At 67.1% G+C, this 15,509-nt stretch carries 14 protein-coding genes and 1 pseudogene; 6 read left to right on the forward strand and 9 right to left on the reverse strand.

Annotation, left to right across the window (positions count from 1 at the left end; genetic code table 11):
• The 4 genes and pseudogenes from B3T77_RS15275 to B3T77_RS15290 form a co-directional block, all read right to left on the reverse strand.
• A pseudogene (locus B3T77_RS15275) lies at positions 1–662 on the reverse strand (heparinase); the annotation flags it as partial.
• Positions 659–1,333 (reverse strand): ribulose-phosphate 3-epimerase, encoded by a 675-nt coding sequence (rpe, locus tag B3T77_RS15280; RefSeq protein WP_292080673.1) that lies wholly within the window; start codon positions 1,331–1,333, stop codon positions 659–661. The pseudogene B3T77_RS15275 and the gene rpe, both read right to left, overlap by 4 nt.
• A gap of 47 nt (positions 1,334–1,380) precedes the next feature.
• Positions 1,381–2,769, reverse strand: coding sequence for an RsmB/NOP family class I SAM-dependent RNA methyltransferase (locus tag B3T77_RS15285; protein WP_414633159.1), 1,389 nt, complete (start codon positions 2,767–2,769; stop codon positions 1,381–1,383).
• Positions 2,766–4,742: a potassium transporter Kup gene (locus B3T77_RS15290; RefSeq protein WP_292080674.1), complete on the reverse strand. Its 1,977-nt coding sequence runs from the start codon at positions 4,740–4,742 to the stop codon at positions 2,766–2,768. The genes B3T77_RS15285 and B3T77_RS15290 overlap by 4 nt, the downstream gene beginning before the upstream one ends.
• Before the next feature lie 168 nt (positions 4,743–4,910).
• Between B3T77_RS15290 and B3T77_RS15295 the strand changes: the two genes are divergently transcribed.
• Both B3T77_RS15295 and B3T77_RS15300 read left to right on the forward strand, forming a co-directional pair.
• Positions 4,911–5,381: an Rrf2 family transcriptional regulator gene (locus B3T77_RS15295; protein ID WP_292080675.1), complete on the forward strand. Its 471-nt coding sequence runs from the start codon at positions 4,911–4,913 to the stop codon at positions 5,379–5,381.
• 7 nt (positions 5,382–5,388) lie between these two features.
• Complete coding sequence (locus B3T77_RS15300; protein WP_292080676.1) at positions 5,389–6,186, forward strand: SDR family NAD(P)-dependent oxidoreductase; 798 nt, start codon at positions 5,389–5,391, stop codon at positions 6,184–6,186.
• Here B3T77_RS15300 and lpdA read toward each other — a convergent pair whose 3' ends face one another.
• From lpdA to B3T77_RS15325, 5 genes are all read right to left on the reverse strand, one after another.
• Positions 6,187–7,584: a dihydrolipoyl dehydrogenase gene (gene lpdA, locus B3T77_RS15305; RefSeq protein WP_292080677.1), complete on the reverse strand. Its 1,398-nt coding sequence runs from the start codon at positions 7,582–7,584 to the stop codon at positions 6,187–6,189.
• Positions 7,581–8,039, reverse strand: coding sequence for a hypothetical protein (locus tag B3T77_RS15310; protein ID WP_292080678.1), 459 nt, complete (start codon positions 8,037–8,039; stop codon positions 7,581–7,583). Before B3T77_RS15310 ends, lpdA begins: the two co-directional genes overlap by 4 nt.
• A gap of 131 nt (positions 8,040–8,170) precedes the next feature.
• Positions 8,171–9,826, reverse strand: coding sequence for a 2-oxo acid dehydrogenase subunit E2 (locus B3T77_RS15315; protein ID WP_292080679.1), 1,656 nt, complete (start codon positions 9,824–9,826; stop codon positions 8,171–8,173).
• A gap of 1 nt (position 9,827) precedes the next feature.
• On the reverse strand, positions 9,828–10,895 hold the full coding sequence (locus tag B3T77_RS15320; RefSeq protein WP_081600497.1) for an alpha-ketoacid dehydrogenase subunit beta: 1,068 nt from the start codon (positions 10,893–10,895) through the stop codon (positions 9,828–9,830).
• A gap of 59 nt (positions 10,896–10,954) precedes the next feature.
• Positions 10,955–12,190 (reverse strand): thiamine pyrophosphate-dependent enzyme, encoded by a 1,236-nt coding sequence (locus tag B3T77_RS15325; RefSeq protein ID WP_200918604.1) that lies wholly within the window; start codon positions 12,188–12,190, stop codon positions 10,955–10,957.
• A gap of 161 nt (positions 12,191–12,351) precedes the next feature.
• Between B3T77_RS15325 and B3T77_RS15330 the strand changes: the two genes are divergently transcribed.
• The 4 genes from B3T77_RS15330 to mtgA form a co-directional block, all read left to right on the forward strand.
• Positions 12,352–12,840: an Lrp/AsnC family transcriptional regulator gene (locus tag B3T77_RS15330; RefSeq protein ID WP_055754211.1), complete on the forward strand. Its 489-nt coding sequence runs from the start codon at positions 12,352–12,354 to the stop codon at positions 12,838–12,840.
• Positions 12,841–12,879: 39 nt separating this feature from the next.
• Positions 12,880–13,818, forward strand: a complete 939-nt coding sequence (locus B3T77_RS15335) for a pirin family protein (protein ID WP_292080680.1) — start codon at positions 12,880–12,882, stop codon at positions 13,816–13,818.
• A 49-nt stretch (positions 13,819–13,867) separates the two neighbouring features.
• Positions 13,868–14,833, forward strand: coding sequence for a WD40 repeat domain-containing protein (locus B3T77_RS15340; RefSeq protein WP_292080681.1), 966 nt, complete (start codon positions 13,868–13,870; stop codon positions 14,831–14,833).
• Positions 14,833–15,509 (forward strand): monofunctional biosynthetic peptidoglycan transglycosylase (gene mtgA / locus B3T77_RS15345; RefSeq protein ID WP_292080682.1); only part of this gene is annotated, 677 nt, incomplete at its 3' end. The genes B3T77_RS15340 and mtgA, both read left to right, overlap by 1 nt.

Consider the following 15,509-nt stretch of genomic DNA (forward strand, 5'->3'; position numbering starts at 1 on the left):
GGACGCAGCAGTTGCCGGGTCTGGCGCGCCAGACTATCGGCCAGTTTCAGCCGCTCGGCCTCGGTCGCGACGGCGCCCATCCGCCGTGCGCCGCACGCCAGATTGACGACCCGCCGCGCCAGGATTTCCGGTCCCCAGGCGAAGGGCGACCACCGTGCAAAGGCGTCGGCCCAGGCCAGGGTCAGACGCAGCGCCTCGCGCGCGCCACGGTCGCCTTGTGACATCAGGCCCGGCAACCAGGCGAAGGCGTGAAGCTCGACCGCAAAGGGCCGCGAGGGACTGGGCCGGTTCCACGGATCGGACGGCGGTTCGACCTCCATCGAGGCGCCCGCCAACATGAAACGTCCGGCCAGGACATTGCGGCCCGGCGCGGGATCGTGCGGGCGAAAATCGCGCGGCGTGGCGGCAAACGCCGTCACCTTGCCCCCGCCCAGCGGAGCCCCAAGCGTCAGGCCGTAACCGGGCAGGCCGTAAAGCTCGATCCACAGCTGCCGCGTCGCCAACCGTCCGGCGATGGCGGGCCACAGGCCGGGTCCTGCGATCGTGTCGCCCGACCGCACTGGGGTGCGCACCGGCGCGCCAGGCAGGCCGGGGATCTGACCCGAGGCGACGTCCAGCGTCGTTTCCTGGCCCCGCGGGGCGAAGGGGCCGAGCGGGCTCACGCGAAGCTCTGAGCAGCCGGCGCAGCCTTCAGGGCGGCGATATTGGTCGCGTAATCGCCCTTGAACACGAACGAGCCGGCGACCAGCGCATCGGCGCCGGCGGCGACGCAGGCTGCGGCGTTGGCGGAGGTCACGCCGCCGTCCACCTGCAGGTGAGCCGACGAACCGGCGCGGTCGAGAATGGCCCGCGCGCCTGCGATCTTCTTCAGCGAAGTGTCGATGAACTTCTGACCGCCAAAGCCCGGATTGACCGACATGACCAGCACCAGATCGACCAGATCGACCACCTCTTCCAGGATCGACAGCGGCGTCGCCGGATTGAACACGACGCCGGCTTTGGCGCCCAGCTGGCGAATGCGACCCAAGGTGCGGTGCAGGTGCGGCCCGCTCTCAGGATGGACAGTCAGGACGTCGGCGCCCGCCTCGCGGAACGCCTCCAGCCAAGGATCGACCGGCGCGACCATCAGGTGCACGTCGAACGGCAGGGTCGTGTACGGTCGGATCGCCTTCACGATGTCGGGCCCAAGCGTGATGTTCGGCACGAAATGCCCGTCCATCACATCGACGTGGATCCAGTCGGCGCCCGCCGTGTCCAGCGCGCGGACTTCTTCACCCAGCCGCGCAAAATCGCTGGCGAGGATCGACGGGCAGATCAGAGGGGTAACGGCCATGGCCTTCCGGATAAGGCGGGTTGCGGGCAGGAGCAAGGCGCTCCCGCTCAGGATGCCCGTTCCAGCCTGGCCGCGAAGAAGCCGTCCAGTCCGCCATGTTCGGCCCACATGGAAGGCAGGATGCGCAGCCAGCCTTCGGGCGTCAGCGCCTCGGGCGGGGCGCCGACGGCGGCCGGATCGGCGACGACGGTGCGGAAGGCGGGATTGCGGCGCAGGAAGGCGATGATCTGGGTCTCGCCCTCCTCGCGCTCCAGCGAGCAGGTGCAATAGACCAGACGGCCGCCCGGTTTGACGCGTTCGGCGGCGGCGTCGAGCAGGCGATGCTGGACGTCGGCCAATTTGGCCACCTCTGCCGGTTTGGTGGCGCGCAGGACTTCGGGGTTGCGGCGGAAGGTGCCCGTCGCGGTGCAGGGCGCGTCCAGCAGGACGGCGTCGAAGGTGCGGGCGTCCTCCCAGTCCTCGGCCGGAACAGCGACGACCTCGGCGGTCAGGCCGGTCCGCTCAAGATTCTGCGTCAGGCGCTTCAGGCGCGGGGCAGAACGGTCGAGCGCGACGACCGAGGCGCGGGCGGCCGCCAGTTGCAGCGTCTTGCCTCCAGGCGCAGCGCACATGTCGAGCGCCGTCTCGCCGGGCTTCACGTCCAGCAGGCGGCCGGGCACGGCGGCGGCCGCGTCCTGGACCCACCAGTCGCCATCCTCGAAACCGGGCCAGCCGGCCACATCGCCGCGACGGCCGGTGCGAACCGTGCCCCCAGGCAAGGCTTCGCCCTCGACAGCGGCAGCCACGGCGGCGGGATCGACGCCTGGCTTCAGGCTAAGATCGGTCGCGGGTTCTTCGCGCGCGGCCAAGGCCAGACCCGCCAGGGCGGCCTCGCCATAGGTCGCCTTCCAGCGCGCCGCGATCCAGTCCGGCAGATTGCTCTCGGCCGTCGTCAGACCGGGGCCTTCGCGCCCCACGCCGCGCAGCACCGCGTTGACCAAGTTCTTGTAGGGCCGCGTCTTGGGATCGCGCTCGGCCAGTTTCACCGCCGTCGAGACGGCGGCGAAGGCGGGCGTTTCCAGCACCAGAGTCTGGGCCAGGGCGATGCGCATCAGGGTGCGGACGGCCTCGGGCGGCGACTTCTTCAGGCGGCGATCCAGGATCTGGTCGATCTCACCAAGGCGACGCAGGGCCGCCATGGCCACGGCGCGAGCGAAGGCGCGATCCACCGGCTCCAGCGCGCGGGCGGCAGGCTGAGACACGGCTTCGTCCAGTCCGTTGCGCTTCTCCAGCGCGGCGTTCAGCAGGATGCCGGCGACGACGCGAGCCTCGACGCCGATGTCATCCTGCGACGGACCTTGATCGGCCTCGGCCGGGGCCGGGCGCGGGCGGCCCTTGGTGGCCATGCGACGCCCGCGCGCGTGCGAGCTCTGCCCGCCCCGTGCCTCGGTGCTCATACCGCCACCTGCGCGCCAAGCTCGACCACGCGGCCGGGCGGGATGTGGAAGAAGTCGGTCGGATTGGCGGCATTGCGCATCAGGAAGATGAACAGCTTGTCCTGCCACAGCGGCATGCCCTGACGCGCCGACGGGATCAGCGAACGGCGCCCCAGGAAGAAGCTGGTCGACATGATGTCGAACTTCAGCCCCTGCTTGCGGCAAAGGCCCAGGGCGCGCGGCACGTTCGGCGTCTCCATGAAGCCGTAGGTGACCGTGACCTTCTTGAAGTCGTCGTTGATCGGCTCCATTCGCACCCGGTCGGCTTCCTTGACGCGCGGGCGCTCGGAGGTGCGCACGGTCAGGATGACGTTCTTCTCGTGCAGCACCTTGTTGTGCTTGAGATTGTGCATCAGGGCGACCGGCGCGACGTCGGGATCCGAGGTCAGGAAGATGGCCATGCCCGGCGCACGGTGCGGCGGACGGGCCTGAAGCATCTCGATCAGATCGTTCAGCGGCAGGCTGTCCTTGCGCGTCTTGGCTGTCAGGATCTGCGTGCCGCGAACCCAGGTCCACATCACCACGACCAGAAGTGCGCCCAGCACCAGAGGCATCCAGGCCCCGTCCGGAATCTTCAGCAGGTTGGACGTCAAGAAGACGCTGTCGATGAAGGCGAACGGAATGAGGGTTCCGGCCACCGCCCACATCGGCCACCTCCAGCCCTTACGGATGACCGAATAGGCCATCAGCGTATTGACCAACATGGTGCCGGTCACCGCCACGCCATAGGCGGCGGTCAGGTTATGCGAGCTCTGGAACACGACCAGCAGCACCAGCACCCCGACCATCAGGAAGGTGTTGACCGCCGGCACGAAGATCTGTCCGGCCTGGGTCTCAGAGGTATTCTTGATATCGATGCGCGGCAGAAGGCCCAACTGAACCGCCTGCTGCGTCACCGAGAAGGCGCCGGTGATCACCGCCTGTGAGGCGATGACGGTCGCGGCGGTCGCCAGGATCAGCATCGGCCAATAGGCGAACTGCGGCACCATGTTCCAGAACGGGTTTTCGGACGCCGCCGGATTGTCCAGGATCAGGGCGCCCTGGCCCAGGTAGTTCAACGTCAGGCACGGCAGGACGAAGGCCAGCCAGCCCATGCGGATCGGCGCCTTTCCGAAATGTCCCATGTCGGCATACAGGGCCTCGGCCCCCGTGACGGCCAGGAAGACGCTGCCGAGGATAACGAAGCCCAGGAAGCCATCGTTGAGCAGAAGCATGACGCCATAGTGGGGCGACAGGGCGCGCAGCACGCTGACGTCGTCGAAGATATGATAAAGGCCCAGCGCTCCCAGGCTCAGGAACCAGATGGCGGTGATCGGGCCGAAATACTTGGCCAGGCTGGCCGTGCCGCGCGACTGGACCAGGAACAGAGCGATCAGGATGCCGGCCGAGATCGGCACGATGAAGGAATCCAGCCGCCCGGCCAGACCCGGCGCGTCCTGCAGGCCTTCGACGGCGGACAGGACCGAGATGGCGGGCGTGATGATGCCATCGCCATAGAACAGGGCTGCGCCGCAAACGCCCAGAATGAAGATCCAGGCGCTGCGTCGCCCGACCGCGAACTGGGCCAGCGCCATTAGCGACAGGGTGCCGCCCTCGCCCTTGTTGTCGGCGCGCATCAGGAAGAAGACGTATTTGAACGTCACCACCACCATCAGCGCCCAAAACGCCAGCGACACGACGCCGATCACGGCCAGCTCGCCGCCGACGCCGGAGCGCGCATGGTCGATCGCTTCGCGCAGGGCGTAGAGCGGGCTGGTGCCGATGTCGCCGAACACCACGCCGATCGCGCCGATGGTCAGGGCCCAGAAGCCGCCGTGCTTGGCGGCCTGGCCGCCCGGGATGTGGGATTCCGGACCCGTGGCGTGGGTGGGCTTGTCCGGCGTGTTCGACGCGGGCGAGGGAGCGCTCGCGTCGTGGGGAGTGTCCCCGGCCATGCGTATCCTCCGGGTCTCCGACGCGGCGTCGGTCCCTTCAAAGCGGCGAGCCTTTAGGCTCATTCCACGCGGTCTTCAATCGCGCCGCAGCGGATTCGGTTTCGGCGTTCTGCGGCGCGATTTGTGATTCGGCCCCTGAACGCCTATTTTCGCATCAGGAACAGAACCATGTCAGACAGCCAACGCTTCCCCGTCGCCGCCCACGCCCTGGCCTATATGGCCCACAAGGGCGCGTTCGGGCCTGCGCAGGCGATGCCCAGCGGCGTGCTGGCGTCCTCGATCCCGACCAATCCCGTCGTGGTGCGCCGCGTGACCGCCCTTTTAGCCAAGGCCGGGCTGATCGCCACCCGTCCGGGCGCGACCGGCGGCTCCTGGCTGTTGTGGCAGCCCGAGGACATTCGGCTGGATCAGGTGCTGAAAGCGGTGAACGGCTGCGCCCACATCGGTTCGCCCCCTGCCGGCGCCAAGGGTTGCCCGATCAGCGAACATATCCCGCGCCAGGTCGCCAAGGCCCTGACCGCTGCCGACGAGGCCGCGACCGAGGCTTTGTCCAAGATCACCATCGCCGATCTTTTGGCTGAAAACCCGATCGCGCTGGCGGCCTATGCGCCGCACAAGTCCTGCCCCGTCGCGGCCTGATCGCGCCGTGAATCGAACCGTTCTGATCACCGGCGCCTCGGCCGGCATCGGCGCGGCCCTAGCCCGGACCTATGCGGCCGAGGGCTGGAATCTGATCCTGACGGCGCGTCGCGAAGCCCCGCTGCAGGCCTTGGCCGACGAACTGACCGCCGCCCACGGCGTCACCGCGACCGTGATCCCCGAAAACCTGTCCGACCCCGCGGCGCCCGAGCGGCTGATCGCGACCATCGAGGCCCGCGGCCTGACCGTCGACGGCCTGGTCAACAATGCGGGTTTCAGTCGGGTCACCGGCTTTCTGGACACCGACCTGAGCGCCCACCGCGCCATGATCCAGGTCATGCTGACCGCGCCGGTCGAGCTGTCGCGCCTGTTGCTGCCTGGCATGATCCAGCGCGGCTTCGGCCGAGTGCTGAACGTCGCCTCGCTGGCCGGCCAGATGCCCGCGACCGGCGGCGACACCCTGTACGGGCCGATCAAGAGCTTCCTAATTAAGGCCTCGCAGGGCTTGCATCTGGAGACGCAGGGAACCGGCATTCACGTGACGGTGCTGAACCCCGGCTACACCCTGACAGAATTCCACGACGTCAACGGTTCGCGCGAGCAGGTCTCCATCGCCTATCCGGCCTGGATGTGGATGGACGCCGCGCGCGTGGCGCGCATCGGCCATGACGCCTGCGAGGCCAACCGTCCCAGCGTCACACCCGGCGTCATGAACAATGTCATGGCCGGACTGGCTCGCTTCCTGCCCGATGGCCTGACGCTCCGCATGGTGGCGAACCATGCGAAGCGGCTGGACCGGATCTGATCAGATGTGGATGGCGTGCCCGAGGGCGCGCAGGCTGGCCTCGTGGAAGGCTTCGCCCAGCGTCGGGTGGACGTGAATCGTCCCGGCGACGTCTTCCAGCACTGCGCCCATCTCCAGCATCTGGGCGAAGCTGTTGGACAGTTCCGACACATGCTGGCCCACCGCCTGGATGCCCAGGATGCGGTGGTCGGATTTCGACGCGATCACCCGCACGAAGCCGCCGTCCTCGCCCGCCTCGATGGCCAGGGCGCGACCGATCGCGGCGAAGGGGAAGATCGACTGGATCACATCATCGCGGCCCGCGACCTCGTTCGGCCCCAGACCGGCCGAAACGATTTCCGGCTCGGTGAAACAGACGGCGGCGATGGTGACGGGATCGAAGATACGGTCGTGGCCGGCGATGATTTCGGCGACCAACTCGCCCTGGGCCGAACCCTTGTGCGCCAGCATGGGTTCGCCCGTCAGGTCGCCGACCGCCCAGACGTTCTTCATCGAGGTGGCGCAGCGCTGGTCGATCTTCACGAACGGGCCGGCCATGGCCACGCCCATGTTTTCCAGACCCCAGCCTTGCGTGCGCGGACGCCGGCCGACCGTGACCAGCACCTTGTCGGCGTCCAGCTGCAGCGGCTCGCCGTCCTTCGTCGTGATCGACAGCTTACCGTCGCCGAAGCCCCCGGCGCGCGCGCCCAGATGCAGCTCGACGCCATGCTTCTCCAGCCACTTGGCGACCGGATCGGTCAGAGCCTTGTCGTAGAGCGGCAGGATACGCTCAGCCATTTCGACGATGGCCACTTCGGCGCCCAGCTTGCGATAGGCGATGCCCAGTTCCAGCCCGATATAGCCGCCGCCCACGACGGCCAGCTTCTTGGGAACCTCCGACAGGCTCAGCGCCTCGGTCGAGGAAATGACGTCGCCGCCGAACGGCAGGAAGGGCAGTTCGACCGGCTCGGATCCCGTCGCCAGGATGACGTGTTCGGCGGTGATGCGGATATCGCCTTCGTCGGTCTTGACCACGCAGGTCTTGGCGTCGGCGAACTCGGCCCAGCCCTTGATGAACTTGACCTTGGCCTTCTTCAGCAGGGCCGCGACCCCGGCGTTCAGCTTACGGACGATGCCGTCCTTCCATTCGACCGTCTGCGACAGGTCGATGGCCGGCGCCGCCGCCGTTATGCCCAGCGTCCCGCCGCCGGCCGCCTTGGTCACCGTCTCGAACTTGCCCGCCGCATGGATGATGGCCTTGGACGGAATACAGCCGACGTTCAGGCACGTCCCGCCCAGCCCGTCGCCGCCATCGACCAACACGGTGTCGAGGCCCAGCTGGCCACAGCGAATGCCCGCGACATAGCCGCCGGTGCCTGCCCCGATGATCAGGACTTTGGTTTTCAGGGTCTGGGTCAACGATAGGCCTCAAGGCGGGTGCTGAACTGCGGAGGAACTTGCTGGGGCTCGAAAACGCGGACCGCGCCGGTCTGGGTTTCCATGGCCAGTACGACGTCGCCGGGTTTGACGCGCTGAAAATCGACGCAAATCATGCCTTGATAGCCGCCCAACGGACGGGCGGTTTCCGCAGCGGTCAGGGTGTATGTCTCTTGCGGCGCGCCTTGAAGCGTTTCCAATCTGGCGATGGTCGCCTTGGATTGAATGACCTCGACGGTCGGCATCCGGCTGGGTTCCGGCAAACGCTCCACCGTCGTCACGCGCCCGATGAACAGCGCCGGCCCATCGGTCCGTAGCAGAGACGACCAAGCCGGCGGCGGCTCGGGAATGCAGGCGTTCGCGGACGAGGCGACAACGCCGACGGCTGCCAGCAGGCTGGCGCCGATGGTCAGCGCTTTGACTTTGACTTGCCGCATCACATTACCCTTTCGATTCCCGATGATCCTCTCTCGGCGAGGAGAGAGGATCATCAAGAGCCATGGCGCCAAATTCGAGGTGATAGCCATAGGCGCGGGCGGACCTCGCTTTCCCGCTTAGAAAATGGGCATCACCCCATCCACAGCGTCGCCGGGTTTTCCAGAAGCCCCTTGATCCGCTGCACGAACACCGCCGCGTCGTGACCGTCGACGATGCGGTGATCGAAGCTGGACGACAGGTTCATCATCTTGCGCACGACCATCTGGCCGTCCTTGACCACGATCCGTTCGGCGATCTTGTTCGGACCGACGATGGCGACCTCGGGGTGGTTGATGATCGGGGTGTGGACCACCCCGCCCAGCGTGCCCAGCGAGGTGATGGTGATGGTCGAACCCGACAGTTCCTCGCGCTTGGCCGAACCGTCCTTGGCCGCGCCCGAGACGCGGGCGATTTCCAGCGCCGTCTCGTAGGGGTCGCGCGCCTCGGCGTGTCGCACCACTGGCACCATGAGACCGTTCGGAGTCTGGGCGGCGATGCCCAGATGGACCGGGGCGTGCTGGGTCAGGACGCCGGCTTCGTCGTCATAGGTGGCGTTGATCTGGGGCTGGTCGCGCAGGGCGACCACGATGGCGCGGGCGATAAAGGGCAGGACGTTCAGCTTGGGCTGATCCTTGGACTTCGTCGCGTTCAGGTGGGCACGCAGCTCCTCCACCGCCGTCATGTCGATTTCCTCGACATAGGTGATGTGGGGAATGCGGCGCACGCTCTCGGCCATCTTCTCCGCAATCTTGCGGCGCAGGCCGATGATCTTGACCTCGGTCGTCCCTTGCGCCTTCGCATAGGTCGAGCCGCCGCCGGACGGCGCCGACGCGGGTTGCGAACCGCCGCGCGCGATGAAGCCGTCCAGATCCTCGTGCGTGATCCGACCCGCCGGGCCGGAACCGGGCACGAAGGTCAGATCGACGCCCAGATCCCGCGCGCGGTTGCGCACGGCCGGCGAGGCCGACGGACGTTCGCCGGGCGCGCGGCCGGTCAGGGCGGGAACAGGCTTGGACGGCGCGGTCGCTGAAGTCGCTCTTTGAGCCGTCGAAACCGCGGCGGAAGCCGCCGTCGCATTCTCGGTCGGCTTGGGGGCCGGTTTCGGCGCCGCGACGGGCGTCGAGACATTGCCCCGACCCTCGACATCAAATGCGACCAGCGGTCCGCCGACCGGCACGGACTTGCCTGCCTCGCCGTACAGGGCGACGACGGTTCCGGCGACCGGCGAGGTGATTTCGACCGTAGCCTTGTCGGTCATGATGTCGGCGATGATCTGGTCTTCCTCGACCGCATCCCCGACCTTGACGTGCCAGCCGACCAGCTCGGCCTCGGCCGTGCCTTCTCCGACGTCAGGCAGTTTGAAGACACAGTTGCCGGATGTCGGCGCCTCGACAGCGGGGGCTGCCAGCGTTTCGACCTTCGGCGACTCGGCGATCACGGGTGCGGGATCCGGCTTGGCGGCGGCGGGGGCGACGGGCGTCGGGGCGTCATCGGCATTGCCCGCACCCTCGACCTCGAACTCCACCAAGGGACCGCGCACCGGCACCATGGCGCCGGGTTCGCCATGCAAAGCGACGACCTTGCCGCTGACCGGAGCGGTGATCTCGACCGTGGCCTTGTCGGTCATGACGTCGGCGACGATTTGGTCCTCGGCGACGGTGTCGCCGACCTTGACGTGCCATCCGACCAGTTCGGCCTCGGCGGTGCCTTCGCCCACGTCGGGCAGTTTGAAGACGAAACGTCCCATCTTATCGACCTCCCGTCATGACGCTCTTCAAGGCGTCTGCGACCCTTTGCGGTCCGGGGAAATATTCCCATTCGAAAGCGTGCGGATAGGGCGTGTCCCAACCGGTGACGCGCGCGATCGGCGCCTCCAACGAATAGAAGCAGCGCTCCTGAACGAGAGCCGACAGCTCGCCGCCGAAGCCCGAGGTCTTGGGCGCCTCGTGCACAATGACGCAGCGGCCGGTCTTCTTCACCGAGGCCTCGATGGCTTCGATGTCCAGCGGCACGAGCGAGCGCAGGTCGATGACCTCGGCGTCCACGCCCGCGTGTTCCGCGCCGGCCAGGGCGACCCAGACCATGGTCCCATAGGCCAGGATGGTGACGTCGTTTCCTTCGCGCATCACGCGCGCCTTGCCGATGGGCTCGACATATTTGCCGGTCGGGACCTGGGCCAGATCCTGGGCCTTCCACGGCGAGACCGGCTTCTCGTGCCAGCCGTCGAATGGCCCATTGTAGAGCCGCTTCGGCTCGAAGAAGACGACCGGATCGTCATCCTCGATGGCGGCGGTCAGCAGGCCCTTGGCGTCATAGGGGTTGGACGGAATGACGACCTTCAGGCCCGCAATGTGGGTGAACAGGCTTTCGGGCGACTGGCTGTGGGTCTGGCCGCCGAAGATGCCGCCGCCATAGGGGCTGCGCACCGTGATCGGCGACGTAAACTGACCGCCCGAGCGGTAGCGCATCTTGGCCGCTTCCGAGACGATCTGATCGTAGGCCGGATAGATGTAGTCGGCGAACTGGATCTCGACGACCGGACGCAGGCCATAGGCGCCCATGCCGATGGCGGCCGCGACGATGCCGCATTCCGAGATCGGGGCGTCGAAGCTGCGGGTCAGGCCGTGTTTCTGCTGCAGCTTGTCGGTGACACGGAAGACGCCGCCGAAATAGCCGGCGTCCTCGCCGAACGACAGGACGTTAGCGTCTTCGGCCATCTTGACGTCGATGGCCGAGTTCAGCGCCTGGATCATGTTCATGGGGACCACGCCCGCGCCCGTCGCTTCCGAGGCGGGGGCGGCGTTCTGGTCGACCATGTCGGGCTCGACGCCGTCGTTGCGATCGGCGTCGGTGAAGGTGGTTTGCTCGCTCATGGTTAGACCCCCACCTCGCGGCGCTGCTCGATCAGCCGCCAATCTTCGGTCGCATAGACCTCTTCGAACATCGTCTTCACGCTGGGACGCGACTGGCCCAGGGTGCCGATGGCTTCGGATTCCTTGCCCGCGGCGCGGACCTGTTCGACGGCGTCCTTCAGCGCGGCGGCGTGGCGCTCGTCGTCCCATTCGCCGATGACGGTCAGATGCTGGCGCAGACGTTCGATCGGATCGCCCAGCGGCCATTTCTCATGCTCGTCGCCGGGGCGATAGCGGCTGGGGTCGTCGGAGGTCGAGTGCGGGGCGCCGCGATAGGTGAACAGCTCGATCACCGTCGCCCCCTGGTTCGACCGCGCCCGTTCCTCGGCCCACTGGGTCGCCGCCCAGACCGCCAGGAAGTCGTTGCCGTCCACCCGCAAGGCCGGCAGGCCATAGCCGATGGCCTTGGAGGCGAAGGTGGTCTCAAGCCCGCCGGCGATGCCCTGGAAGGAGCTGATGGCCCACTGGTTGTTGACGACGTTCAGAATGACCGGGGCGCGATAGACGGAGGCGAAGGTCAGGGCGTTGTGGAAATCACCTTCAGCCGTGGCGCCGTCGCCGATCCAGCTGATGGCGATCTTGTCGTCGCCCTTGTAGGCGCTGGCCATCGCCCAGCCCACGGCCTGCGGCACCTGGGTGCCCAGATTGCCGCTGATGGTGAAGAAGCCGTAGTCCTTGGCCGAGTACATGATCGGCAACTGGCGGCCTTTGATCGGATCTTCGGCGTTCGAATAGATCTGGTTCATCATCGCGACCAGCGGATAACCGCGCGCGATCAGAAGCCCCTGCTGGCGATAGGTGGGGAAGCCCATGTCCTCGCGGCTCAGGATCATGCCCTGCGCGACCGCGATAGCCTCTTCGCCGGTGCACTTCATATAGAAGCTGGTCTTGCCCTGGCGGTGGGCGCGGTGCATCCGGTCGTCGAAGGCGCGCGTCAGGATCATGGCCTTCAGGCCCCGGCGCATCGTCTCGGGATCCAGGCGAGGGTTCCACGGACCGACTGCGGCGCCCTCATCGTCCAGCACCCGAATCAGGCGGAAAGCGAGATCGCGCATCTGATAGGGCGTCGATCCGACCTCGGGCCGTTCGACGACACCGGCAGGGTCCATCTGCAGATGGCTGAAGTCCGGCGTATCGCCGGGACGGCCGGACGGCTCCGGCACGCGCAAGGACAGGGGCTGGCTGTTCTTTTTGTTCATTTTATCGTTCATGCGGGCGTCCATATCCGTTCTGGGGTCCGTCCGTGTTGCCTCTGGACGTGTGATAACACGACCCCTAAGCAGGTGCTCGCTCAATTTGACCTTGCGCAATCCCGATATCGGGTATTTTATTTCGCGATAATCATAATCGGAGAAACGCATTGGCCGACGAACTCGACCCCATCGACGCCCGCATCCTGGATATCCTGCAACAAGACGCCGGGCTGTCGGTCGCAGAGGTCGCCGATCGCGTCGGACTGTCGGCCTCGCCCTGCTGGCGGCGGATCAAGCGGCTGGAAGACTCCGGCCTGATCACCAAGCGCGTCACTTTGCTGAACGCGCAGCTGCTGGGCCTGGACTTCGAGGTCTACGCCATCGTCAAACTGATGCTGCCTTCGGCGGACAATCTCAATGTCTTCGAGGCCGCCGTGGCCAAGTGGCCGGAAGTGGTCCAGTGCGCCACCATCACCGGGCGCGAGGACTATGTGCTGCGCATCATCACCTCGGACATGCACGCCTTCGACCTGTTCCTGCGCGAGAAGCTGCTGGCCCTTGGCATCGTCTCGGACTGCGAAAGCCACATCGTCACGCGCGGCGTGAAGAATGTGACCGCCCTGCCTCTTGGCATCATCACGCCTCACGTCGGATAACGTCGCTCAGGCGGCGCGGGCCGCTTTGGGAGCCGACACATGATCGAACTGGTGATCGACGCACGCCGCAAGGACCTGGGCGGGTTCGAGGTCGGGCGCGTCCTGCCCTTCCATTCGCGCCGGATGGTCGGGCCCTTCATCTTCCTGGACCAGATGGGACCGGCGGAGTTCGCGCCGGGCGCCACGGCCATCGACGTGCGGCCTCACCCGCATATCGGCCTGTCGACCCTGACCTATCTGTTCGAGGGCGAGATCATGCACCACGACAATCTCGGCTACGACCAGGCGATCCGGCCGGGCGAGGTCAACTGGATGACCGCCGGCAAGGGCATCGTCCATTCCGAGCGCACCGATCCGTTGAAGAAGAGCAAGGGCGGGCCGATGCACGGCATGCAGGCCTGGGTCGCCCTGCCCGATGAGGCCGAAGAGATGGACCCGGCCTTCCACCACTTGGGCGAGGACGCCCAGCCGGCCTACGAGAACGGCGGCCTGTTCGCGCGACTAGTGGCCGGTGAGGCTTACGGCGCCAAGGCGGCCGTCCCGGTGTCGTCGCCGCTGTTCTATATCCATTGGGAGCTTCAGCCCGGCGTGCGAACCGCCCCGCCGTCCGGCAAGGGCGCCGGAGGCATGAGCGAGCGCGCGCTCTATGTGGCCAAGGGCTCCATCGAGGTCGGCGATCGCACCTTCCACGAGGGCCAGATGATCGTGCTGGAGCCGACGGCCGAGCCGACGGTCAAGGCCCTGACCCAGTCGACCGTCATGGTGCTGGGCGGAGAGCCGGTGGGGGAACGGCTGATTTGGTGGAATTTCGTCGCCTCCAGCCAGGCCCGCATCGATCAGGCCAAGGCCGATTGGAAGGCAGGCCGGATGACGCTGCCGGACGCGGACGATCTGGAGTTCATCCCGCTGCCCGACGAACCCGCAAAGGCGCAGGCCGCGCCGGCGCCGGTGGCGCCCAAGCCGACCGATCCGGTCTAGCGGGCAAGCAGAAGGTGACGCGGCAAGGTCGGGTCGCTACATGCGGCCTATGAACTTCGATTTCGACGCGCAGGTCACCGCCGCCCTGTTCGACAACACCGGCGCTGTCTTCGCCCTCGGCGACGGCTCGGTCCGGTTCGAGGACCGCACACGGGTGGAGGCGCACGACGGCGCCGTGCTGTGCGCCTGCGTTCATCCGTCGGGCGACGGGATCGTCACAGGCGGCGATGACGGCAAGGTCGTCTGGACCCGTCGCGACGAGGACCCTGTCGTTCTCGCCACGGCCAAGAACCAGTGGATCGACGCCATCGACGCCTCGCCGGCCTCGGGCCTGATCGCCTTTTCCTTCGGCCGCACCCTGTCGGTGATCGACCCCAAGGAGGTGGGCTTCCGGCGCGACTTCCAGCACGAGCGCACCGTCTCCGGCGTCGCCTTCGAGCCCAAGGGCAGGCGCATCGCCACCTCGACCTATGGCGGGGCGGCCCTGTGGTATGCACGGATCGAGAAACAGCAACCGGTGAAGCTGCCCTGGGCCGGGTCGCACACCGGCGTCGCCTTCTCGCCCGACGGCGCCTTCGTCGTCACGACCATGCAGGACAATCAGATGCACGGCTGGCGCATCAAGGACGCCAAGAACCTGCGCATGGGCGGCTATCCGGGCAAGGTGCGGTCGATGGCCTTCCTGGCAAATGGTCAGCTGATGGCGACCTCAGGCGCGCAGGGCGCGGTCCTATGGCCCTTCATCGGATCGAACGGACCGATGGGGCGCGAGGCGACCGAGATCGGCTATGACGACACGACCCTGGTCAATCTGGTCTCGGCCCGCGCCGATCAGGGTTTGCTGGCCGCCGGCCTGACCGACGGTCGGGTCTGGGTCGCGCATCCGGCGGCCCAGGGTCTGAATTTCGTCAAGGCCGAGAAGGGGCCGGCCATCGTCGCCCTGTCGCTCAGCCCCGCCGTCGATAAGGTCGCCTGGGCCGACGAAGACGGCGCCGCCGGGGTCTTGATCCTCTGATGGCGACGGGCCGCAAAAGCTGGCGTCGCGTGGTGCTGACCGCGCTTCTGATCCTGGCCCTGATCCCGGTCGCGGGCGTGCTGATCGTCGCTATCGTTCCGCCGCCGCCCACCATACTGATGCTGCGCCAACTCGCGAGGGGCGACGGCATGGACTATCAGTGGCGCGGTCTGAACCAGATTTCGCCCAATCTGGTCAATGCGGCCATCGCCGCCGAGGACGCCCGGTTCTGCAGTCACCACGGCTTCGACATGGAGGCGATCCAGAAGGCCCTGGACCACAACGCTGAGGGCGGGCGCCTGCGCGGCGGATCGACCATCAGCCAGCAGACGGCCAAGAATGTCTTCCTGTGGCCCGGACGCGACTGGATCCGAAAAGGTCTGGAGGCGGGCTACACCGTCCTGATCGAAGCCGTGTGGTCCAAGCGCCGGATCATGGAGGTCTATCTGAACGTGGTGGAATGGGCGCCCGGCGTCTATGGCGCCCAGGCCGCGTCGCGACACTGGTTCGGCAAGGACGCCCGGGACCTGAGCCCGCGAGAGGCGGCGCGTCTGGCCGCCATCCTGCCGGCCCCGCGCCGGTACGAAGCCGCCGCGCCCGGCCCCTATGTGCGTCGGCGCGCCGCGCGCGTTCAGGCGGCCATGGGCACGGTGCGCAACGAAGGTCTGAACACCTG

Origin of the sequence: Brevundimonas sp. UBA7838, assembly GCF_002500885.1 — a bacterium.
Taxonomy (GTDB): domain Bacteria; phylum Pseudomonadota; class Alphaproteobacteria; order Caulobacterales; family Caulobacteraceae; genus Brevundimonas; species Brevundimonas vesicularis_C.

Bases quoted from the DNA above. Each gene is read 5' to 3' on its own strand.
- rpe (WP_292080673.1), bottom strand. From the start codon at position 1,333: ATGGCCGTTACCCCTCTGATCTGCCCGTCGATCCTCGCCAGCGATTTT.
- B3T77_RS15285 (WP_414633159.1), bottom strand. From the start codon at position 2,769: ATGAGCACCGAGGCACGGGGCGGGCAGAGCTCGCACGCGCGCGGGCGT.
- B3T77_RS15290 (WP_292080674.1), bottom strand. From the start codon at position 4,742: ATGGCCGGGGACACTCCCCACGACGCGAGCGCTCCCTCGCCCGCGTCG.
- B3T77_RS15295 (WP_292080675.1), top strand. From the start codon at position 4,911: ATGTCAGACAGCCAACGCTTCCCCGTCGCCGCCCACGCCCTGGCCTAT.
- B3T77_RS15310 (WP_292080678.1), bottom strand. From the start codon at position 8,039: ATGCGGCAAGTCAAAGTCAAAGCGCTGACCATCGGCGCCAGCCTGCTG.
- B3T77_RS15315 (WP_292080679.1), bottom strand. From the start codon at position 9,826: ATGGGACGTTTCGTCTTCAAACTGCCCGACGTGGGCGAAGGCACCGCC.
- B3T77_RS15320 (WP_081600497.1), bottom strand. From the start codon at position 10,895: ATGGTCGACCAGAACGCCGCCCCCGCCTCGGAAGCGACGGGCGCGGGC.
- B3T77_RS15325 (WP_200918604.1), bottom strand. From the start codon at position 12,190: ATGAACAAAAAGAACAGCCAGCCCCTGTCCTTGCGCGTGCCGGAGCCG.
- B3T77_RS15335 (WP_292080680.1), top strand. From the start codon at position 12,880: ATGATCGAACTGGTGATCGACGCACGCCGCAAGGACCTGGGCGGGTTC.
- B3T77_RS15340 (WP_292080681.1), top strand. From the start codon at position 13,868: ATGAACTTCGATTTCGACGCGCAGGTCACCGCCGCCCTGTTCGACAAC.